General features: G+C 65.1%; 15 protein-coding genes and 1 pseudogene. 6 read left to right on the top strand and 10 right to left on the bottom strand.

The features are described 5' to 3' along the window. Positions 1–23: 23 nt before the first annotated feature. Positions 24–1,133 (bottom strand): mannitol-specific PTS transporter subunit IIC, encoded by a 1,110-nt coding sequence (gene mtlA / locus ACIBTM_RS36160; protein ID WP_395881657.1) that lies wholly within the window; start codon positions 1,131–1,133, stop codon positions 24–26. Between the two features lie 72 nt (positions 1,134–1,205). Continuing rightward, the gene (gene pfkB, locus ACIBTM_RS36155) at positions 1,206–2,261 is read right to left on the bottom strand and encodes a 1-phosphofructokinase (RefSeq protein WP_395881656.1); all 1,056 of its coding nucleotides are present in this window, start codon (positions 2,259–2,261) and stop codon (positions 1,206–1,208) included. A 161-nt stretch (positions 2,262–2,422) separates the two neighbouring features. Here pfkB and ACIBTM_RS36150 point away from each other — a divergent pair, with 161 nt between their 5' ends. After that, the gene (locus tag ACIBTM_RS36150) at positions 2,423–3,184 is read left to right on the top strand and encodes a DeoR/GlpR family DNA-binding transcription regulator (RefSeq protein WP_395881655.1); all 762 of its coding nucleotides are present in this window, start codon (positions 2,423–2,425) and stop codon (positions 3,182–3,184) included. A 49-nt stretch (positions 3,185–3,233) separates the two neighbouring features. Here the strand turns inward: ACIBTM_RS36150 and ACIBTM_RS36145 are convergent, their stop codons facing one another. From ACIBTM_RS36145 to ACIBTM_RS36120, 6 genes are all read right to left on the bottom strand, one after another. Next, positions 3,234–3,506, bottom strand: coding sequence for a hypothetical protein (locus tag ACIBTM_RS36145; protein WP_395881654.1), 273 nt, complete (start codon positions 3,504–3,506; stop codon positions 3,234–3,236). Between the two features lie 388 nt (positions 3,507–3,894). After that, positions 3,895–5,208, bottom strand: a complete 1,314-nt coding sequence (locus ACIBTM_RS36140; protein WP_395881653.1) for an MFS transporter — start codon at positions 5,206–5,208, stop codon at positions 3,895–3,897. 331 nt (positions 5,209–5,539) lie between these two features. Then, positions 5,540–6,118 (bottom strand): hypothetical protein, encoded by a 579-nt coding sequence (locus ACIBTM_RS36135; RefSeq protein ID WP_395881652.1) that lies wholly within the window; start codon positions 6,116–6,118, stop codon positions 5,540–5,542. Further along, a complete protein-coding gene (locus tag ACIBTM_RS36130) occupies positions 6,115–7,497 on the bottom strand; it encodes a class I adenylate-forming enzyme family protein (protein ID WP_395881651.1) in 1,383 nt (460 codons plus the stop codon). Before ACIBTM_RS36130 ends, ACIBTM_RS36135 begins: the two co-directional genes overlap by 4 nt. A 13-nt stretch (positions 7,498–7,510) precedes the next feature. Then, a complete protein-coding gene (locus tag ACIBTM_RS36125; protein WP_395881650.1) occupies positions 7,511–8,377 on the bottom strand; it encodes a patatin-like phospholipase family protein in 867 nt (288 codons plus the stop codon). Between the two features lie 653 nt (positions 8,378–9,030). Beyond that, entirely contained in the window at positions 9,031–9,420 is a 390-nt protein-coding gene (locus tag ACIBTM_RS36120) for a zinc-binding dehydrogenase (protein ID WP_395881649.1), read from the bottom strand. Between ACIBTM_RS36120 and ACIBTM_RS36115 the strand changes: the two are divergent. Continuing rightward, a pseudogene (locus ACIBTM_RS36115) lies at positions 9,314–9,535 on the top strand (winged helix-turn-helix transcriptional regulator); the annotation flags it as partial. The gene ACIBTM_RS36120 and the pseudogene ACIBTM_RS36115 sit on opposite strands and share 107 nt — an antisense overlap. Before the next feature lie 174 nt (positions 9,536–9,709). On the opposite strand, the gene ACIBTM_RS36110 reads toward ACIBTM_RS36115, so the two are convergent. Beyond that, a complete protein-coding gene (locus ACIBTM_RS36110; protein WP_395881648.1) occupies positions 9,710–10,147 on the bottom strand; it encodes an SsgA family sporulation/cell division regulator in 438 nt (145 codons plus the stop codon). Between the two features lie 542 nt (positions 10,148–10,689). Between ACIBTM_RS36110 and ACIBTM_RS36105 the strand changes: the two genes are divergently transcribed. After that, positions 10,690–11,541: an SdrD B-like domain-containing protein gene (locus tag ACIBTM_RS36105; protein ID WP_395881647.1), complete on the top strand. Its 852-nt coding sequence runs from the start codon at positions 10,690–10,692 to the stop codon at positions 11,539–11,541. Positions 11,542–11,554: 13 nt separating this feature from the next. Here ACIBTM_RS36105 and ACIBTM_RS36100 read toward each other — a convergent pair whose 3' ends face one another. Continuing rightward, a complete protein-coding gene (locus ACIBTM_RS36100; RefSeq protein ID WP_395881646.1) occupies positions 11,555–13,804 on the bottom strand; it encodes an NB-ARC domain-containing protein in 2,250 nt (749 codons plus the stop codon). An 87-nt stretch (positions 13,805–13,891) separates the two neighbouring features. On the opposite strand from ACIBTM_RS36100, the gene ACIBTM_RS36095 reads away from it, so the two are divergent. The 3 genes from ACIBTM_RS36095 (at position 13,892) to ACIBTM_RS36085 (ending at position 21,794) form a co-directional block, all read left to right on the top strand. Beyond that, positions 13,892–14,536 carry a response regulator transcription factor gene (locus ACIBTM_RS36095; protein ID WP_395881645.1) on the top strand — a complete coding sequence of 215 codons (645 nt, stop codon included), beginning with the start codon at positions 13,892–13,894 and terminating at the stop codon, positions 14,534–14,536. 578 nt (positions 14,537–15,114) lie between these two features. Then, on the top strand, positions 15,115–17,871 hold the full coding sequence (locus ACIBTM_RS36090; protein ID WP_395881644.1) for an AAA family ATPase: 2,757 nt from the start codon (positions 15,115–15,117) through the stop codon (positions 17,869–17,871). 224 nt (positions 17,872–18,095) lie between these two features. Then, positions 18,096–21,794 carry a BTAD domain-containing putative transcriptional regulator gene (locus ACIBTM_RS36085; RefSeq protein WP_395881643.1) on the top strand — a complete coding sequence of 1,233 codons (3,699 nt, stop codon included), beginning with the start codon at positions 18,096–18,098 and terminating at the stop codon, positions 21,792–21,794. The last annotated feature ends 11 nt before the right edge of the window (positions 21,795–21,805 follow it).

The raw sequence follows: 21,805 nt of genomic DNA, 5'->3' as shown, positions 1-21,805 counted from the left end.
TCTCCTCGATCGACACTGATCGGTCATCCGACGGGACCGCCGGCGGCAACCGCCGCGGCACGCTCTTCCTTCCGGGCATTGCGGCCGAATCCGAGCAGCGCGGACGCCACCACGAACGAGACCAAGGTCGCGGCCAGGACACCGGCGATCACTCCCACGTAGCCGCCCTTCGGTGTCACCGCGAGAATCGCGATGATGCTGCCCGGGGAAGGTGTCGCGGCCAGGCCAGCGTCGGTCAGGCTGAACACCGCCACCCCAGCGGCGCCACCGGCGATCGCGGCCAGGAGCAGGCGCGGAGCGGCCAAAATGTACGGGAAGTAGATCTCGTGGATTCCACCCAGAAACTGGATGATGATCGCGCCGGGCGCGGTGGACCGCGCGGCGCCTGCGCCGAAGACCATCAGTGCCAGCAGAATTCCCAATCCTGGGCCGGGGTTCGGCTCGATCAAGAACTCGATGGCCTTGCCATGCTGCTCCGCGTCGGCCACGCCGAGCGGGCTGAGCACGCCATGGTTGATCGCGTTGTTCAGGAACAGCACCTTGGCCGGTTCCACTAGCACGGAAACGATCGGCAGCAGGTGTATGTCGATCAGGCCCTGGACACCACTACCGAGCGCCTTCGTGATGCCTTGCACGACCGGCCCGATACCGAGCATGCCCAGCACGGCCATGGCTCCACCGATGATGCCTGCACTGAAATTGTCGACGAGCATCTTGAATCCGGGTGCGGCCTTACTACCGACCTTCTCGTCCCACAGCTTGAGCACGAAGCCGGCGAGCGGGCCGACGAGCATCGCGCCCAGGAACATCGGGATCGCCGCCCCGACCGCGATCCCGACCGTCGCCACCGCACCGACGACCGCGCCGCGCCGTCCGTGCACCATCCGGCCACCGGTGTAGCCGATGAGGACGGGGAGGAGGAAGTTGATGAGTGGGTCGACGAGTTCGGCGATCTTCGCGTTCGGTGCCCACCCACTCGGGATGAACAGGGCAGTGATCAGGCCCCAAGCGATGAAAGCGCCGATGTTCGGCATGACCATCGCGGCGAGATGACCGCCGAAACGCTGGATGGTGACCTTCAGCCGGTCGACCTTCTTCGGGCTTTCGGTGCCGGAATCCATGGTGGTAGACATCGTTGGCTTCCTTTTCGGATATGGATTGTGGAGAGCTGCGCCATCGGCCGATGGCGAACGCGGGGCCACCGATCAGCCCCGCACGCTTTCGTCCCAGTCGGGTTTCGGGTCGACATGACTTTCACACCTCGTCACGTCCTCACGGCTCGGCATCGTGCTTCCCGGAAGGGACACGGCGGCAGCGCCCCAGGAGACGGCTTCCGCCAACGCCTCGGAACCGTTCCCCCCGGCAGCCAGGAAACCGGCCAGCATCGCGTCACCGGCACCGACCGAACTCAACGGCACGGCCGAGGCGTTGGCACGCCAGATCCCGGTGTCTTCGACGAGCACGGCACCTTCGCTGCCGAGACTTGCCAGCACGGCACCCGCACCGAGCGAACGAAGTTCCTGTGCCGCGTCGATGACGTCGGCGAAGGTGTCCAACCGTCGGCCGACTGCCTCCTCAAGCTCTTCGAGGTTCGGTTTGACCAGCGCCGGCCCAGCTTTCACCGACGCCAGGAAAGCCGGCCCGCTGGTGTCGACGGCGACCTTGACTCCGGTCATGCTCAGCCGCGCGACCAGGTCGGCATAAATCTGGTAGTCCATACCGGGAGGGAGACTCCCCGCAAGCACGACCCAGTCCGCGTCGGCGACCTGTGTGAAAAGAACCTCGCACAAGGCCTTCATCTCAGAGTCGGACAAGCGCGGGCCGGCCTCGTTCACTTTCGTCACTGTCGCGTCCGGCTCGACGAGGCTGATGTTGCTGCGCACCGGACCTTCGATCCGGATCCGGATCACGTCGATTTCGTCGTCCCTGAGCAGACTGATCAGGTTGTCACCTTCAGACCCGCCTGCGGGCACCACCGCACGTGCTTTGAACCCGTTGCCCACCAGCGCCCGCGTGACATTGATGCCCTTGCCGCCAGGCTGGACCCTGACCCGAAAGGCTCGGTGCAGGCCGCCCCGATCAAGCCTGTCCAGCTCGATCGTGCGATCGACGCTCGGATTCGCCGTGAAGGTCACGATCACTTCCACACACCTCAAATCAAACCTCATGGGTTTGAGTGATTTTGCCTTTGTTTCCCTGTGCTTTGCAAGTCCGAGGAGGCCGATGAGACCAACGGACAGATTCTGTGCCCTTGAGTACACAGCGCATATTCCGACTTCCTGGCAACCTCGCCCAGTGTGCACACCAGCATCAAAACAACACAAAGCCACATCTCAAGGGGCAACTCTGACAGACACCGCCAAACGTGATACAACATGAAGTCACATCACCAACCGCACAGCCGAACCGGTCAGGGGCCACCATGTACGCAGAGGAGCGTCAGCAGCGGATCCTCGAGATCGCCCAAGTGCGAGGCCGCGTGGACGTGGCCTCACTCGCCACCGAATTCACCGTGACGACAGAAACCATCCGCCGTGACCTCACGTCACTGGAGCATCACGGTTCCCTTCGCCGGGTACACGGTGGGGCGATCCCCATCGGACGGGTCAATTTCGAACCTGCGTTGACCATCCGCGAAACCGTGATGACGGCGGAGAAAAAGCGTATCGCGAAGGCTGCGCTGGACCTCCTTCCCGAGGAGGGCGCGATCCTGCTTGACGCCGGAACGACCACCGCATACCTGGCGGAGGCATTGCCGCTCGACTGCGACCTCACGGTGGTCACGAACTCCCTGAACATCGCGTTGTCGCTCTCGAAGCGTCCGAGCCTTACGGTGATGCTGGTAGGCGGGCGGCTGCGCCCACGCACGCTCGCGTCGGTCGACACATGGGCCTTGCAAGCACTGAGCGAGACCTTCGTCGAGGTCGCGTTCATGGCCACGAACGGAATCTCCGTCGAGCGCGGCCTGACCACCCCGGACCCGGCGGAGGCGACGGTCAAACGTGCTTCGATTTCCGGTGCACGCCGTGTGGTCCTGCTCGCCGATCACACCAAAGTCGGCAACGACCAGTTCGCCCGCTTCGCTGATCTGTCGGCAGTGGATACATTTTTCACCGATGACGGTGTCGATTCGACGATGGCCGAGGAGATCGAACGCGCGGGTGTCAAGGTCGTCACAGTCTGACACCGTTCTACTGCGGCGCCCGGCCGAAAGCCACAAGGAGACCGTCGACTCACGCCGCCATTCCGTGAGCCACCTGGTTCAGCGCGGCCCTGCCCGCCGACGTCACCATCGCCGGTGTCGGAGAGCCGACCGGAACTGGTCGCTCCCCGCAGATGAGGCCCCGTGTCACAAGGCAGTGCACGGCCATGTGGTCACACCAGCCACCATCGACGGCAAGATCGGGTTCACAGCCGGCGACGAGCGTGCCGCGCCCCTCCGCGACAGCGCGCAGAATCGCGTACTCTCGCTGGTTCAAGTCGTCCGCCACATGATTCTCAGCCATCACGATCACCTACTTGGATACTTCGTCTGGTCAACCTCTACTGTCAGCCTCCGTCCTTCATTCCATCTGGATGCGACCTAGGCGGGGTCTATGGCCGGAGCCATACCTCGTCGCTCGGCGCGCTTCCCGGGACCTTCACGGCAGGCGGCGAGCGTCCCCGTGGGTAATCGGTGGCGATGGCGTTGTCGGCGCCATACAACAACGGCACGCCGGCAAGGCCCCACCCCACGCTCACAGCAGGGAGCAAGCCGGGCTCTCGACATCCAACTGGTCCGGGAACGAGATCGGCCTGGCTTTCGCCCTCAGTGGACAACGAGTTGAAGTCCGCGATCAGCCGACCGATCAGCCGCTGACTTTTGAGGTGGCGGAGCGGTCCGTGGGCGGGTGTTCATCGGCGCTTTCTGCCGCGGCCCCGTCGAGCAGGGACTGCGTGTGGCCTTGTGCCAACGAGTGTCGGGCGCCAGTTCGCCTCGCCGACCAGGCTTGCGAGGTCGCGGCCGTTCAGCGGTATCGCGGTGAACGGGTTTCCCTTTGTTTCCTCCGAGCGGGTACGGATCACCAACGTGAGGATCGCGCCGAGAACCGCGGGCACCGCGAACAGCACGAAGTTCCACTGCGGCGGCAAGCCGGCAGCAAGGATCCACCCGCCGAGCGCAGGCCCCACGATAGCGCCGATCCGGCCGACACCGAGTGCGACGCCGACAGCGCTGGCTCGGGCACGCGACGGATAGGTGCGGGAAATGTAGACGGTAATCAGTGCCTGCCCGCCGATCACACCACAGCCGCCAAGGACGATGATGGCGTAAAGGACTACCGGCGCAGATCGGACACTCAGCGCGACGATCGCGACCGCGCCGAGCACGAAACAGGCAACGACCGGCCCTTTGGAGCCGGCACGGTCGGCAAGCAGTGCCATGAGAAGTGTCCCCACGGTGGCGCCGAGATTGAGCAGCATCAGAAAGGTCAGTGACGAGCCCAGCGGGTACCGCGCCGCCAGCATCAACTGCGGCAACCAGGTGTTCATTCCAAAGATGAGCAGGTAGGAACAGGTCACGGTTCCACAGAACAGCACCGTCCTGGCCAGGTATGGGCGCCGGAGCACCAAGCCGACACCGCGAGTAACCGGCCTGATTCGCGATGTCGCCCCGTCCGTTCTCTGGAATTCCGGAGACTCCGGCAGCCACCGAAGGGTGATCGGCACCAGCAGGAGGCCGACCATCCCGCCGATGAGGTACTCCGTGCGAAATCCCTGCGTCACCAGGAAATTCGCCGCCACCAGTGCCGCGAATGAACCGCCTACCGTGATGCCACAGAGGATGATCGCGGAATTGAAGTTTTTTCGTTTCGGAGAAGCGAACTCAAAGACCAAGGGCACCATCGCGGGGAAGATCGCGCCAACGCCGAGCCCGACCACTACGCGGCTGACACCGAATAGGAACGGGCCGGGTGCCGCCGCAGACGCAAGCATTGCGACCGAGACGACCACAAGACTCAACAGCGTGGTGCGCCTGCGGCCGTACCGGTCACTCAATGGTCCCGCCAACAGCGCCCCGCACAGCATCCCGATCGGCGCAAGGCTGCCCAGGATCCCCAAGGCTGGAAGCGTCAGCCCCCACGGCTCGTACCGCAGCAGCAGCGGCACCGTGGCGCCGAACGCGATCAGGTCGTACCCTTCCAAGACCATCACGAAGAATCCGATCATCAGGACCCTTCGTGTCGCGACCGAAGGTTCTCGCGTCGTTCTCACTGTCACGTTCCACACCCGACTTCGACCATTTCCTACTGGATCGGCAATAGAAATCCCTTGTTCAGAATTCATGGTTCCGAACCAGCCAATGGAACATCCCCGAAACCGAAGAAGTCAACAAAGTCGCCAGATTTTACACAATTAGCATAACCTGGGAGAGTTTCCGACATGACTTTGGTTCAGCCGGTGTCCGTGCCGGGGCGTATCCGACAGCGGCTGTGTCGTCCATCGGCCACGCGCGAACAGCGTGACGCCGTGACGCCGTGACGGCGACGGGATCGCGTGCTCACGCTCCCTGCGTTGAAGTCTTTCCTGACATGCCCGGTGACGAAGTATCTGAGCGCTGGCCAGTTTCGGTCCGTTGCAGCTCTTCCCTGAGTACTTGCACCGCATGGTCTACCGAGTCCATACGCGCGAGTCGGGTGCTCGGGATTTCCAGGTGCGCGTGCCGACGTTGCTCCATTGCGTGCAATACCCACATCCGCGTGAAGGAGTCGATTTCCTCGGAGACTTCGTCTGGATCGACGCCGCGAGCTTCCGCGACCAGGTGCAGCACTTCTGCGCGCGTCGGCAACCGCGTTTCTCCGCTGCGGAGAAACGCAGGGTCTCTCAGCAGGGCCGCGAAGTCGGCCGTGAGTTCTTGGACCGTCATGGTCTCGAGGCGTACGGACTGCTCATCGGGCAGCTCGACGCCAAAGCGTCTCTCGAGCCCCAGCACGAGCTCGATCAACTCATCGCCAGTGAACCCGAGACCTGGTCTGCCCAACTGGGTGGCCGTAGCGCAATACGGCGTCGCCGGTTCAACAGAGCACAGCGCATCAACGATCTGAGCAGTGATGCGTTCCAACTCCAGTCGGCCGGTCATCGGGCGACCCGCGCAGACGATACCGTCGCGGCGGCTGAGAGTTGTTCGGGATCGCGTATTCGCTTTCCCGTGGGCGTGGCCGGCAGCGCTGGTACGACGTGGTAGGCCGCAGGCCGCTGATGAGGCGCCAGCAACCGGTTGGCCGCGTCGCGGACGTGGTTGAGCACGTCGGGCGTGTCCAGCACCAGGTAGGCGTGTATCGCATTGTGGTGGACGACCACGATGTCGCGTACGCCCTCGATCGCGGCGAGGATGTCTTCGACGGCCATCAAGTCGACTTTCAGCCCGCCGACCGCAATCTGAGAATCCAGTCGCCCGTCCAAACGCACCCGGTTCTCGTCATCGATGGATGCCGCATCCCCGGTATGGAACCACCCTTTTCGCCACCCGCCGCGTAGCTGATCGGCACCGTTCACATACGGTGACGCGGACAGCCGGACGAGGAGTTCTCCCTGCCTGGTCCGCGCCTCCACGCCGGGTGCGAGAACGCCGACCGCCGGGCGTAGCCGACCGCCGAGGTCGGCTGCGATCATTCCGGTCTCGGTCATACCGTAGATCTGACCGACCCGGGTTCCATAGCGGTCGGCGACCGCGTCGCACAAGTCGGCCGGAGCGACCTCACCAGAGGAAATGAACCGCTCGAAGTGAGTGAGCGACGGCGGGTCGATGACCGTCGAGAGCATCCTGAGGTGGAACGGTACGCCGAGCACCGTGGTGGGCCCACGGCATTCCTGAATGGTACGAAAGACCGCGAAGGCGGTGCCCTCACCGCGGACGATCAAGTCGGCGCCCGTGCGCAAAGAGTTGAGCAGCCCCGCGAAGAGCCCGTAAGCGTGTGAGAAGGCGGTCAACAGAACGACCTTCTCGCCATTTTTGGGGGCGTGGTCCACACTGGCGGTCTTTTCGACTTCGGCCACGATGTCTTCGACGCTCCGGCCGATTCCCTTGAAGATCCCGGTGGAGCCGGAGCTGAACTGGATGAGAGCGTGCTCGGTGGCTGGTGGCCTTCCAGGCAGTTGTGTCAGCCGAGTGCCCAGCCGCCCGTCGGGATACGCTTCGTCGCTCGATGTCACGCCGATATCAGGGTGGTACTCACCGAGGATTCGTTCCCAATAGACGTCGGGGACCCGGTGGTCGACAAGGATGAGCCGGGCTCCGCATCGCCAGGTCGCCAGCGCGGTCGTCACGAACTCAGCGCACGCGGGCACCCGGATGGCCACTGATGACTCCGATCCTATACCGAGGTCACGCAGTTCCTGCTGACGTGCCTCGACGGCTTCCCGGAGGACGGCTCGGGTCATCGGTCGATCGAGCAGAAGGGTGCCATCGGATCGAGCCAACAGGAGGTCGTCGACCCACTGAGCATCCGTCGACATCATGACGGCTCCTTCCTCATCGCACCGCTGGACCGGCCGGCGCCGACGCCTTCGAAGGCACGTTCCAGACCACGGCGATCTCGTCCACCACAGCGGCCGCCTGGGCGCGGCCCGCCACGGCAGCTTCCGGAAGCAGAGCGGGGTCAAGCGGCCTGACCGGCACACTGTCCGCGACGACAGTCGCGATCAAAGCGCCGGTTCGCGAAGCGAGTTCGGCGGTCTGGTCGACGACCCGGCTGTTTGCGGCGAATCCCTCCGGCATCGGCGCCAGCACCACTATCCGGCCGTACGCCTCAGCCACGTCGGCATTCGCCGGCGACCTGGTGAAGCCGTCGATCCAGCGCCGGCCGAGCGCCCGGGCCGGCGGGTAGACGAACGGCAGAGCACAACTCGCTACGACAGCGTCGAGCAGTGACAAGCCGGATTCGCTGTCGAAAACCGCGAACTCACCGGATAACGCTTCCACTGCGGTGAGGCGAAGTCTTCGTTCCGGCCATTCCGAGTCCGGGAGGCGAGCTCCGATGAATTCGCGCAAGTGAGACGAAGCGCTTTTCGCTTCCATCGCCGCGTGTCCTACCCGGGCTCGACACAATTGCGGATTCTGCGCACCACCCAAAAGCCCGCCCAAGGTGGCGAGTGCGGTGGAACTCAACTCCAGCGCGGGCTCCGGATGAGCCGCAAAGACCGTTTGGTCGTACAGCACCTCCAAATCACACCCTGTAGCGACTTGTGCGCCCACCAAGGCGCCTGATGAAGTGCCCACGATGAGGTCACTCTCGCACAGGTCGACGCCGGCGTCCGCGAGCCCGCACAGCATGCCGATCAACCAGCCACCGCCGGTAAGACCCCCGCCCCCCAGAACCAATGCCTTGCGGTTGTTCATGCCGATCCCTTCGCTATACCTGGACAGACCGATAATCGGGTTCGCGCACCGAGACGCGAACAAGCGAAAACCACTGATGTCCCAGCCCAGGCAGGCCTACGCACGCCAGACCATGGCCGAGCGACCTCTCCTCACAACTGCCGCCTATTCACAACCAGTCGGTAGGGGACCATACGTGGTCAAGTGGTCTTTCGGCCGGGTTCGTGCGGAAAGCAGCTTCGCGTGACCGCCGCTCGGTGTCCTTCAGTTTAGGTGGCTCGTAAAGGTATTCGACTTCCTGCCCGGACACACACTCAGAGTTTGTCGCGCTTTACATTCCGGCCACGTTGGCGATTCACGGCACGAGGTTCCATCCCGATCATTAATGGCCGCCATGCCCCTCGACGAACTCGATGACCTGGTCAGGTCGCCGCGCTACCTCAACGACATCGCTGTCACCGTCGCCATTTCAGGCACCGAGGAGTGAGGCGATCAGTTGCGGCAGAATCCGGTCCGGTCGACAGAAGCACGACAACGGATCGACTCGCGGCCGCTCCGCGCTGCCGCGTCGGCGCTACGGTTCCGACCTCGGGTCCTGGGACCAGCACTTGTCCACCAGCTTCAGGATCTCAGGGTCGCTGTCGACGGCTGGTTGACAGTCGCCGTCGACAGCGTCAGGAAGCGACGCGCAGGGCGAGCTTGCCGCGGGTGTGCTTGGACTCGCCGCGGGTATGGGCGGCGACGGCCTGATCGAGCGGGAAGACCTCGTCCACCTCGACGACCACTTCGCCGGAGTCGATCAGCTGGGCGATGCGGGTCAACGTCGGTCCGTCCGGTTCGACCAGGAACGCCGTGGCGCGCATCCCCTTCGCGTCGGCCGCGGCGGCCAGCCCGGGCGAGACACCGGAGGGGATCGCGACGATCAAGCCACCGGAACCCAGCACGTCCAGCGATCGAATGCTGGTGCTGTCGTGCTGGTCACCGACCAAGTCGATGACGACGTCGACGTCGGCGGAAGACGGTTCGCTGCGCTTCGGCGAGTTACAGCGGCGCCTGCAGGGCATCAGCCCCGAGGTCCTCACCCAGAGTTTGCGACGCCTGGAGAAGTCCGGGTTGATCGACCGCACCGTCTATCCGGCGATGCCGCTGCACGTCGAGTACTCGCTGACCGAGCTCGGTCACAGCACTGTCAAGCCACGGCGAGCGCTGCGCTACTGGGTCGAGGACAACATCGACAGGACCTCCGCCGCGTCGTGCGCAAGCGAGCCTGCGAGGTATCGCGACGGCACGGCCACGTCCGGTGTCACAGCCGAGTGTGTTCAGCCGATTTCAGGTCACGTCAGCCATGACGAGTCATCCGAGCCAGGTCAGCAACTCGTCGTCGATCTGGAAGAACGCAGCTTCACAGCCCAGCGGAACGATCTCGTTGATACAGTCGAGAAATTCCTCCAGCTGCCGCGTGGAGGAATCGAGCAGGGCGTACCCATCCGGCGATTCCAGCTCGATGACGGTTCGGCCGGGGGTGGTGGAGGGCCGGATCCGAACGTCTCCTTCCCCGCACCCCTCTTCCAGGCCGGCCACCAGGAGCTCGCGCCCGAAGACCCAGTCGGACGAGTACTTTCCGAAGGAGAACGTCACCGCATAAGGATCGAACGTGTCATACCGAAGAACGAGCCTGATCGGCACCTTCTTGCCGTTCTTGAAAATCAGGTCGAACACCGCATTGTGAAGGTGTGTGACATGGCGCTCTTTCGACGGAACAGCTACTGGAGTATCCGTGTCATCATTCATGGCTCAATCATTCTTGTGATCTTCGAGGCGGACTCCCAAAATTGTTCCCACAAGAATACGATCGGTCACGCCACGACGACCAGACGACCTCGGCAGTCTTGTCTCCCCTCGGGGATACGCTGCCCTTTAGACTCGTCCCCGCCAGGTGCGCTCGCCGCTGCTCGCCTGTCCACACCCGGCGAGCACCTGGTCCTATCGGGCACGTTACCCAGGTTCGAGGGCATTCATCGCACTATGACCTCGCGAACCGACCGCATCCTCGCTATTTGTGGTGAGCACCGTGAAGCACCACAGAGGACTGCGAGCCTTGGAAGATGATCCATCGGACCAATCACTCTGGGCGACCGCCGCATAGTGACCCGGTTCCGGTTTGGCGAGACTTTCGGGCAGAGGTTCCACGCAGTCGGTACGCGATCGACTGAGCGTGCCGGCCCTCCTCTGCTGGAGGTCGCTCACCTGACCAGCCCACACCTTGATTGGACTCCCCCTTGAAGAGAGCTCACTGGGTGGCCGCCGCGGCCGCCGCTCCCGGGTGGCTCATCGTGACGCTCACTGCCGCGCCGGCAATGACAGCGAAATCCGCCTCTCTCCCGACGGCCATCGATATCACCGCATCCGCGCAGACGACTCAAGACACCTCACAGGCGACGATCACCGGCATCAGTACGACGACCACCCGGACAGGATCCATCCGCGGATCAGCTTGGCAAGACACGAACGGCGACGGGATCCGGCAGCCCACAGACCCTCCCCTGGCCGGCGTGACGGTCCAGATCGTCGGAACCGCGCAACGTGCCATCACCGACGTCCGAGGCCGCTATCGGCTCGGCGATGTGTCGCCGGGCAGCGTCATCGTGCAGGTGCCGACAGCGATTCCCGGCTTTGCCATCACCGCACCGAACCAAGGCGACGGTCGTGGTACCGACTCGGACTTCGACAGTGCCGGATTCGCGCATGTCGAGGTGACGGACGAACAGTCGGCGACGAACCGGTTCGACGTCGGCTACGTTCCCACTTCGACGAGCACACCGCCCGACGCGACCTCGACCGCCACACCCACCACTTCGGTTGCGCCACCCTCGGCCACCACGTCTACCAGTACCGGTACGCAATCCGTACCCTCGCTCCCCGCCACGTCAGCGACCACGACGACCACCACCACCGCCACCACCACCGCGCCCGCCGGAGGTGGTGGCGCGCCCTCCGAGCTCAACAACGACAGCGGCACCGCCACGACGTCTCCGGCACGCACCGGCACGAACGACTCCACCCTGCCGGGGCGCCGGCTCGCCAGCACAGGAGCCGACGTATCCGGCACTGTCGTCTTGGGGATCACACTCGTCGTCGCCGGCCTGCTACTGCTCACTCTCCTCATGCGCCGCAGGCACCCCTAGAGCCACAAAGGGCTCAGCACTCGGGAAGCCGAGCCAATTCAGACATGGCCCGCTCGTACTGTGTCCGGGTCGACACACCGGTGAGCATCGCCGCGGCGATGCTCAAGCACTGATGCGCCTCTGCGTAGTTGCCTGCCGCCCGCCAGGCGATGCCCTCGCTCAACGCGGCGTTGGCTTCACGCAAGTGCAAGCCCCCCTCCCGGTACAGCTCGCGTGCACGCCGGAACGCCTCTGCGGCCCGACGTGGGTCCGGCACCTTCATCAGCACTTGGCCCATCGATCCGAGGATGTGAGAGCCGATCCATCGCCGAACCTCCGGACTGGCCTCGGACCGATGTGTTTCGCAGGCGCTGAGCGCTCCCCTGTGGACCTCCAGCGCTTCGGCTGTGTTCCCCGTAGCCAGGAGGCATCTGCCCAACAAGACTTTGGCGGTAGCGCCGCGTGCCCAGAAGGCTAGTTCACCGAAGAGGTCATGTGCTTTCCGCGCATGCACAAGTGCCTCATCGATTCGCGCGAAGCACAGCATGACCACACCCTGATAGACGTGTGCCCACCCCTCCTCGACCCGGTCTCCGATCTCGACGGCGATCGTCAGGGCCTCTCGGTGCCAGGTGAGCGCGACTTCATCCTCGCCCCGGCAGACGAAGTGCGCCCAGCCGAGGAAGTTCGACAACATGGCCTCTTCGTGTCGGCTACCCAGTGCGCGGGCAGCGGTCACGCCGTACTCGAAGATCTCGTCCCAGGGAAACTCCTGAGTGCGGATGCCGGAGTACCAGTGCATCGCCTTTCCCAGGTCGAGCACCTCACGGTGCTGTCCTTGCCGCGCCGCACGGCGCAGCGCCGCCGTCCAGTTCACGCCTTCCCTCTCCAACCAGTCGGCGGCCTCCTGCCGTGAGCGGAATTCCTGAGTGTCAAGTGTTTCCGGCAGGAGCACCCGGCCGGCGGCCGTCGCCGTGCCGAGCAAGTGTTCGCGTACCTCTCGATCCTGCCGCTCACATTCCTCCGGTCGTTCCGTGTCGTTCCGCCTGTCCACGGCGAAAATGCCGATCAAGTCATGGAACCGGAAACGTCCCGCCACCGAGGCGCCTTGAAGCAGACCGGCGTCGACGAGCTCGTCGAGATGGAGGTGGATATCCGTCATCCCGGTCGCCACTTCGGCGAGCTCCGTACCGAAGTCCGCCCCGGGGATCGCCGCCAACCGCCGGAACACCAACCGCGCGGCCGGCGAGAGACGGCGGTAGGACATCTCGAACGCCGACCGCACTTGGAGATCTCCAGCGCGCAGCGAGCTGAGGCGAGTACTCTCGTCACGCAGCTGCGTGACGAGATATGTCAGCGACCAATGCGGCCGGGCTACCAGCCGGTTACCCACGATCCGCACCGCGAGGGGTAGATACCCGCAGAGCGCCACCAGTTCCGCGGCTGCCTCAGGTTCCGCCGCAATCCGTTCCGCACCTACGATCGTGGTGAGCATCCCGACCGCGTCCGAGGACGTGAGTGAACTCAGCCTCAGCCAACGGACCGCCTCGAGACCGGCGAGTGCGACACGGGAGGTCACCAAGGTCAAGCATCCGGAACTCCTGGCCAGCAACGGGCGGACCTGCGCCTCGTCGGCGGCGTTGTCCAACAGCACCACGACGCGACGGCTACCCAGCAACCTCCGATACAGGTTCGACCGCTCGACCTCGGACGTCGGGATCTGCGCAGGTGGCACTCCGAGCGCACGCAACAGTCGGTCGAGCGCGACACGGACGGTGACCGGCCGCTGATCCATGCCCCGCAGATCGATCGACAGGATGCCGCCCGGGAAGTCAGGGACCAGCTGATGCGCGGCCCACATGGCCAACGCGGTCTTGCCCACGCCGGGAGGCCCCACGATGGCGGTCACAGCGCCTCCGGCCCCTGCCGCCAGGCGAATCTGGTCCCATTCGAATTCGCGACCGAGAAGATCCGGTACCGCCGGCTGAGAAAAACGGTTCCCCGCCACGATCTCGGACGTACGCGCCGCACGACGGCGGCCGTCCTTCGCCGCGGAGAGGAAGCTCTCACGCTCATCACCGGTCAGTGCCAGGGCATCGGCCAGTATCTCGGCAGAACGTCGCTGGGCTGCTTTGGTCCGGCCTCGCTCAAGATCCCGCACTGTGCGGTCGGTGATACCGGATGCCCGGGCAAGCTCGGCTTGTGACATGCCGGCCGCCTTCCGATGGGCGAGGAGGAGACTGCCGAACAACGACGGCCCCAGGCCGGCCTCATCCGCGGTCATCGACCGTACCGGAAATCTTGACCGTCGCGAGAAACTGCCGCCCTGCCGACCTTGTCACGAGCCGACCACAACCTGTGTTCTTGCAGTATGTCCTCAACCCTTGCCCCAGTCGATGAGAAGACCAAGATCCGTTCACTAACATCCCCGGTTCGTGTCGCCGTACATGCGACCGACCGACTCGTACGGTCCGGCCTCATCGGCGAACTCAGCGCCAAGCCAGGCATCGAACTCAGGAATGAACTGGCCGAAGCCGAGGTCGTCGTCGCCGTCGCCGAACCCAGCCTGCAAGACCTGATCCCCTCTGGCTGTCGGCTGGTCCTGATCGCCGATCGCCCCAAGATGGACGATCTGTGGACCGCTATCGAACGCGGACTGACCGTGCTGGTACCGCGCCAGGAGGTGACCTCGACACGACTGCTCAGGGCCGTCTCGGACGCCTACCACAACCGAGGTGACCTGCCGGCCGACCAACTCGGCCGGCTTCTGCGCGAGCTGACCTATCTGCAGGAAAAGACTCTTGCCCCGTTGGACCTGACACTCAGTGGCCTGTCCTCCCGCGAGACCGAAATACTTCGGCTGCTCGCCGATGGACTCGATACCGTCGAGATCGCCGCTCATTTGAACTACTCCGAACGCACCGTCAAGAACATCCTGCACCGTATGCACACTCGACTCGGCCTCCGCAACCGCGCTCACGCTGTCGCACATGCTCTCCGCCGCGGTTTGATCTGATCGCCGACTCCGGAAAAAGCGGACTGATCCATAATGACTACCTCCAGCCGGTCTTGCACGCACCATTGCCGCAAGCCGCCTCCGTTACGCTCACGGGAACGGCTCCCGACGACACTAAGGCACACCGGTCGTCGAAGCGTACGTGCTCCCGCAAGCTTGAGGCACTCTTGATCGAAGGATTCGATCCGCTGCTCAACCGGCACCGACAGCACGTCGGCCCCTTGACCAGCACAGCGACTTCGCTCGCCGCCGCAGGTTGAACTCTCCGATTTTCCGCGGAAAGAGACTATTGGGCAGCATCGGCCGCTTACCGTACATAAGCGCGGCCTCGCGGGCACAACCACTTCAAGAAAGTCCGCCATTCGCACAGGGCGCACCGGTGGACCACGGAAAACTGTATCTTCGACCCGTCGGCCAACCTGGAAGGTACGACGAATGCCAGTTATCGACAATCCCCGACCGGCCGCGGACGAAACGGTAATTCGCCTCCTGTCCGAACCGTGCGGTAGCGAGCCCCACACTTACGCACTCCACCTGAAGACCCATCGCGAACCGTGGTCCGGCAGCTGGGACGACCGGTGAGCGGGGAGAACCGGGCCCCGGCGGACACCGCACGAAACGAGCGGGTGCTGTCGGAGATCGTGGAGATGGTCACGAGCGCCACCGGATCTCCGATCACAGCCTTGACCGGTCCGCTCGGCATCGGCCGGAGTGCGTTGCTGAGCCAGCTCGAGCCGATCCTGATCGGCACGGGCATCCGCACCGTCACGTTGCGGTTGTCGCCGAACCCGCTCGCCAACCCACTGCACGCTGCCTTGCTCTCGGTCGCCCGACGGTCCGGTGACGACCCCCATTCGGCGTCTACGCGGCCATCCACCTCACCACTGCTCGGCTCGCCCGCCGCCACGACCCCGGAGCAGACGGCGGCGGCGATCGCGCAACCGCTGCTGTCAGAAGGCAGTGTCGCGATCCTGGTCGACGACGCGCAATGGATCGACGCTCCTTCGCTGGCCATCTTGGAGTCACTGGCACGCCAGATCGCCGGAACGACTGTGCGCTGTGTCTGCGCCATACGAGTGCCGGTTCCTTCCCCCCTGCTCGCGGCCGGCCGTGACACTTTCGAGAGAATGCGGCGCGAAGGGCTGTTGAGCCACGTGAATGTCCGGCCGCTGGGGACGGCGGACATCGCCGCGCTGGGCGTGGTCGCGTTCGGGGCCAAGCCGGACCAGGAGCTGGTGTCGGGCCTGCGGCGGCTCACTGCGGGCCTCCCGGCCGCACTCGTTCCGGTGATCGAGCAGTACCAGGGAACCGGATCGATCCGGATCGTCGACGGATACGCGCACCTGGTGCGGCAACGCCGTGATCTATCACTGCCGGAACATCACCCACTGGTCATGAACGTCCGGAGGCTCGGCTCTCGACTGTGGACGGCGGCCAAGGCGGTTTCCGTCCTGTGCCAGCTCGGGGAATCGGTACCGACACTGCTCAGTGAGTTCCTGGACATCAAGGTGAGTTCGGCCCTCGAGCTCCTCGACGAACTGCAAGAAGCGGCCGTACTCCAGCGCAGCCGCACTGGACGCGGTTGGCGTTTCCGGGTACCACTGCTGGCCTCGGCGCTGTCCACACACCTCGGCCCCTATGAGCGACGGCACCTGGCGCAACGAACCATCACCGCGCTCTGGCAGAAGAAGGCACAGTGCGAGGATGAGGACTTCCCAGCCGATCAACTGGCCATCGCGGGCAAGCTCGTCGACCCGGAGCGAGCCCGTACCCAACTGGTCCGGCACGCGACCGCCGCGATCCCGGCCAACGGCGACTACAACGACCTCTGGCTGCGGTCAGCGGCGGCCCTGCCTACCGGACAGCAGGATCAGGCGCGGATACTGCTCGTACGCGTGGCGATGTCACTCGCGCGGGGAGACTATGGGCAAACCTTGCTGCACTCGGACACAGTCCGACGCGAACTCGGCCCCCAGCTGACCGACGACGAGCTCGTCGAACTGGATCGGGCGCAGGTCCTCGCCCTGCACGGCACCGGTGACCTCACGGCGGTCGAGCGGATCGCGGATGATCCGAGCCGGCGAGACGTCATCGGTAGAGCGACCGCGCTGCAGCTCCTCGGCCGCTGGCACGAATGCGGCACCCTCCTGGACGCGCAGCGTGACAGCTGGACGAAGATACCCATGTCCGCTTTCTTCGGACATTTCCTCGAAGCGCAGACGCACTTCGTCTCAGGTCGGTACGGCCTCGTCAAAGCACACATCGACGACGCATACCGACGTCTCCCTGAGCATTCTGCGCTGCATCGCGCGGATCTCCGTGGCTTCGAACTGCTGGTTTCCTTGCTCACCGGTGTCGCCGGCGAGCTGTCGAGTGAGCGATCCACGCTGTTCGACTCAGCGCTGCCTCCCGCGATCCAAGCCATCCTCGCGAGCGACCAAGGCAGGTTCGACCAGGCGATGACACTCGCCCGGCGGACCATCGCGGGCGGCGCGGTATACGGCCATGAGCTGGCCCATACCTTCTTGCACCGTTCCGCAGCGATGATCCAGCTGTCCCGCGGCAAGCTTTCCCGCGGACGTGAACTGCTGCGCTTGGCACGCGAGAGCCGGCCTCCGCTGCCACACCTGTTGGACTGCGCCGAAGCGCTGCTCGACCGGACCTTGGGCCAGACGGATCAAGCCAGGCAACAACTGCGTCGCGGGCTCACGTACGCCGCTGCACACGGACTGGTCATCGAAGCCGATGAGCTGTGGCGGCAACTCGCCGAGCTCGAGGTGAAGCACGGCGACGTCTCGTCCGCGCACGCTTGCCTGGCCGAGATCGAGCGCGTGGCTTCGTTGACCGGTACTGACAGTGCCCTCCTCAACCGTTCTCTGGCTGCGGCTCTCGTCGAACAGGACCATGCGGCCGCGGAGGAGGCTATCCGGCTGGCCCGGAAACGTGACCGGCCGTTCGAACTCGGAAACGTGCTCGCGAAGCTCGTCGCTCATCAACTCTGTGATCCGGCCCTGCTGTACGAGGCATACGAGCTGGCCGACGATCTGGATGCCCTGCTGCACCGCGCCTGGCTCCGGAACCTCATGCAACACCATGACCTCTCCATACCCGGTCGTAAACAGACCGTTGCCGAGAACGAACGTCTGCTGGCGACCTTGGTCGCCGACGGACTCAGCAACAAGCAGATCGCGCTGGTGCTGCGAGCCAGCGAGAAGAGCGTCGAAAGCAGGCTGGCGCGTCTGTTCGCCCGCACCGGTGTCCAGTCGCGTGTCGAGCTGGCCATGTCGGTGATCAACGGTGCCCATGACACCGCCTGGTTCCGCGTTCCGCAGTGAGGCACACACCTCGGCTGTCCGCTCTCCCCCCGGCCGCCGCCCCCGCGGGTCGACTGGACTAGGGTTGGCGGCCATTCGTCGAGAGGGAACTCAAGGCGAGGGGCGGACCCGCATCATGAACGTCCCGGCCTCTTCACCGGCACCGGCCTACCATTGTCGTTGCTCCCGGTGCGGTGGCAATGCGGCGCGGTAGCACAGGCCCGAGGACGTGGTGGAGTGTGTACATGGTCGGCGAAGGCGACGGACTTCGCATCGAGGTACTCGGGCCCGTCCGCGCGTTGAGCGGCCCCACGGAGCTCAAACTCGGCCCGCCCCGCCAACGCGCGGTGTTCGCGGTACTCGCGCTGCGCGCCGGTCAACCGGTGACCACGGCAGAACTGGTCTCCGCGGTATGGGGCCAGAGCGCACCGTCGAGTGCCGACGCCGGTATTCACAACTATGTTTCCGGCCTCAGGCGGGCCCTCGAGCCGCATGGCGGTCGATCGTCCACCGATGTCCTGCTCGTCAAGGGCCGCGCGGGCTACACCCTGGGTATAGAGCCCGAACTCCTCGACGCCGCGGCGTTCGAACGGCTGATCGGGCGGGCGCGGCAGGGCGGTGCGAGCATCTCGAGGAACGCGGTCGCTTTGCTCGATCAAGCCCTCGCGATGTGCCATGGCGAGCCCTTGTCCGGCCTGCCCGGGCCGTTCGCGGAGCGCGAGCGTGTACGCCTCACCGAATTGCGGCTCGCGGCGATCGAACTGCGCGCGGAGGCGCTACTTACCCTCGGTGAGCCCGGCGAGCTTCATACCGAACTCTCGGAGCTCGTACACGACCATCCGCTGCGGGAGCGGCTCCGCGAGCTGTGGATGCTGGCGCTCTACCGGAGCGGACGGCGGACAGCGGCGCTGGAAGCTTTCCGAGAAGCGCACGCGATCCTCGCCGAAACACTCGGCGCCGAGCCCGGAACCGGGTTGCGCCGGCTCCACGCGCAGATCCTCGCCCAGGATCCGGCCCTGAGCGTACCGAGAAACACTGTGCTCGACGACGACGGAGCCGACCGCTCACACCGGCTGTTCGCGGTGCCGGCCCAGGTGGCACGCAGGCTCGAATCAGGCGAACCCGCTCCCTTCGTCGGCCGGGACGAAGAGCTGAACCGCTTGCGCGGTCTTGTCGACGAGCTCGGCCGCGGTCACGGCGGCCTGGTATGGGTCGAAGGTGATTTCGGCATCGGCAAGTCCGAGTTGCTGGCCCAGGCCGTCGGGTCGATTCGCGGCGATCGTTACCAGCTCGGCTGGGCGATCGCCGACGAATTGTCCGCCCGCATGCCCTTCCAGGTCATTCTCGACTGTTTGGACATCGACAAGCCCGGCCTGGCACCCCAGCCTCGCGACCTGGCTCCGACCAAACACGGCTCACCTAACGCGTCGAGCGTCTGGAGCCGCTCGGACCCGGCCCTCACGGTCGCCGGCCAGATACTCGGCCACGTGGACGAACTGTGCGCGCGTGCTCCGCTGATCCTGATCATCGACGACATGCAGTGGGCGGACGAGGCAAGCGTGCTGCTGTGGCATCGCCTCGCCGCCGCGACGCGCACGGCCCCTCTGCTGCTCATCAGTGCGGCTCGCCTCGTCCCACGCAGGCCGGACCTGGACCAGCTTCTCCGGGCCATCGAGGCCCAGGGCGGGACGGTCCTCCCACTGACTCCCTTGACCTCAGCTGAGGCACTCCGACTGCACGAGACCATCATCGGCGCATCGGCAGGGCCAGGACTCCGTGAGCTGGTAGCCCGTACCCCAGGCAACCCGTTGTACATCACCGAGTTGACCGACGGGTTGGTTCGCGAGCACGCACTCGTCACCGACGTGGGTACCGCCGACCTCACCGATCTCGGTGGCTATACCGTGCCGAAGTCGCTCGTCGCCACCATCAAACGCAAGCTCGACGTGCTGTCCGACGACGTTCGCGAAGCCTTGCGCTGGGCAGCTCTGCTCGGTCTTGAGTTCACCATGTCGGACGTCGCCGCGGTCACCGGCAAACGCCCGTCGGAGCTGCTGGTGGTGTTCGAAGAGGCAGCCGCCGCCCACGTCGTCGTCGACTCCGCCAGCCACCTGGCCTTTCGGCACCCACTACTGCGACAGGCCTTCTACGATGGGATCCCGCCTGGCGCCCGCGCCAGCCTGCACCGCCAGGCAGCCGAGGCACTGGCGTCGGCCGGCACGTCACCCGGTCGAGTGGCCGAGCAGCTGTCCGCGATCGACATCGCCGATCCCTGGGTGCTCCAGTGGCTGGCCGACAACCACGAAAAGGTCTCGAGCCGGGCACCTCAGGTCGCCGCGGATCTGCTGGCCAACGCTGTCGAAAGCTGCCCTCCGCGCGATCCACATCGGGAGGTCCTCGCCGCTGCACTGGTCAAGGTGCTCTTCCGGCTCAACCGGGAGCCACTGGCACAGGCACGGATGGCACTGGCGGTCGCGACCGACCCGTCGCGTGCCTCCGAAATGCGTCAGCTGCTCGCGACCATCCAGTTCCGCGCCGGCGAGACCACCAATGCCATGCGCATCCTCTCCGATGCCATCGACGACCCGGACGTGCCGGAACTGTGGCGGCTACGGCACAAACATCTCATCGCGAACTTCCGACGCGGCCCTCTCGACGATCTCGACGCGGCGGAGGCCGCGGCGCGCCAAGAGCTGCTTCCTGCCGCGGGCGACGAGTACCGCACCGCACACGCGCTGCAGACCTTGTGCCTCGTCCGCTCGACCCGTGGAGATCACGAGGGTGCGTTGGTACACATCGACAAGGCCCTCGCCATCACCGACCGGTTGGACGCATCCAGCGACCTTAGGCTAGATCTGCTCGACAACCGGATCTTCGCCTTGCACAGCTTGGACCGGCTCGACGAAGCCGAGGAAACGCTGCTCCTCGCCCAGCGAGCCGCGGCCGTCAGCGCCTCCCCGAACGACGTCCGGGTTCCGGCCATGGTGCACTACTTCTGGACCGGCAAGTGGGACGAAGCACTCATCCAAGTCGAGTCGGGATCAGAGGAGGAGCTGGCCTTCACGTTTCTCGGCACGCGGGAGCCGACCAGCACCGTCCTTCTTCTCCATGGCATCGCGGCGTTCATCGCGGGCAAACGTGGCGACATGGAACTCTTCACCACGCACCTCCGCGCAGCCGAAGAGTACGCGCCGGCGAGAGACCCCGAAAACGTGGCGGGTGACTTCCTCCTGGCCGCCCAAGCGATGTCTGCCGCGCGGAAAGGTGGCCGGGAACCCGCGCTCGAACTGCTGACGCCTTTACTGACCCAGTATGAATCGGTACTGCCAGGCCGGCACCAATGGATGCCGATCATCGTTCGCCTCGCCGTCGGCGTCGGTGACCACGACCGAGCTCGTCGTGCGTTGGGGATCTGTGAACACCAGGCCGCCAAGGAAAAGCTCGCTGGAGCGGCGACCGCCTCAGGCAACTGGTGTCGCGGCATGATCGAGGGCGACCCCGAGGCGATGCGGGTGGCCGCTGATCACTACCGCAAGGTCGGTCGGATTGTCGAGCTCGGCCAGGTGCTGGAGGATCTGGCCGCCTTGCTCGCCGGAACCGGCGAGCTCGTCACCGCACAAGCGATCTTCGACGAGGTCGCCGACCTTTACTCCACACTGGCGGCCAGCTGGGACCTCGAGCGAGCGGATTTCCGCCTTTCCGCGTTCGGTATCCGCCGCCGGGCCCTCGCTGCGCCACTACGATCTCGGCACGAGTGGGCATCGCTGACCCCGGTCGAGATCGACATCGCCAGGCTGGTCGCCGCCGGGCATTCGCATAACATGATCGCGAATCAGCTCGGCCTGCCGCCTCGCACAGTGCAGGCACATGTCAAGCGGTTACTCACGAAGCTGGACACCGCCGGACGCGATCGACTCGCCCGCCGGATCACCGACCTACCGTGAACGTCTATTCG

This window comes from Amycolatopsis sp. NPDC049868, assembly GCF_044461365.1.
Taxonomy (GTDB): domain Bacteria; phylum Actinomycetota; class Actinomycetes; order Mycobacteriales; family Pseudonocardiaceae; genus Amycolatopsis.
Note: the sequence above shows the minus strand (reverse complement) of the source record. Positions and strands in the feature narration are given on the sequence as shown.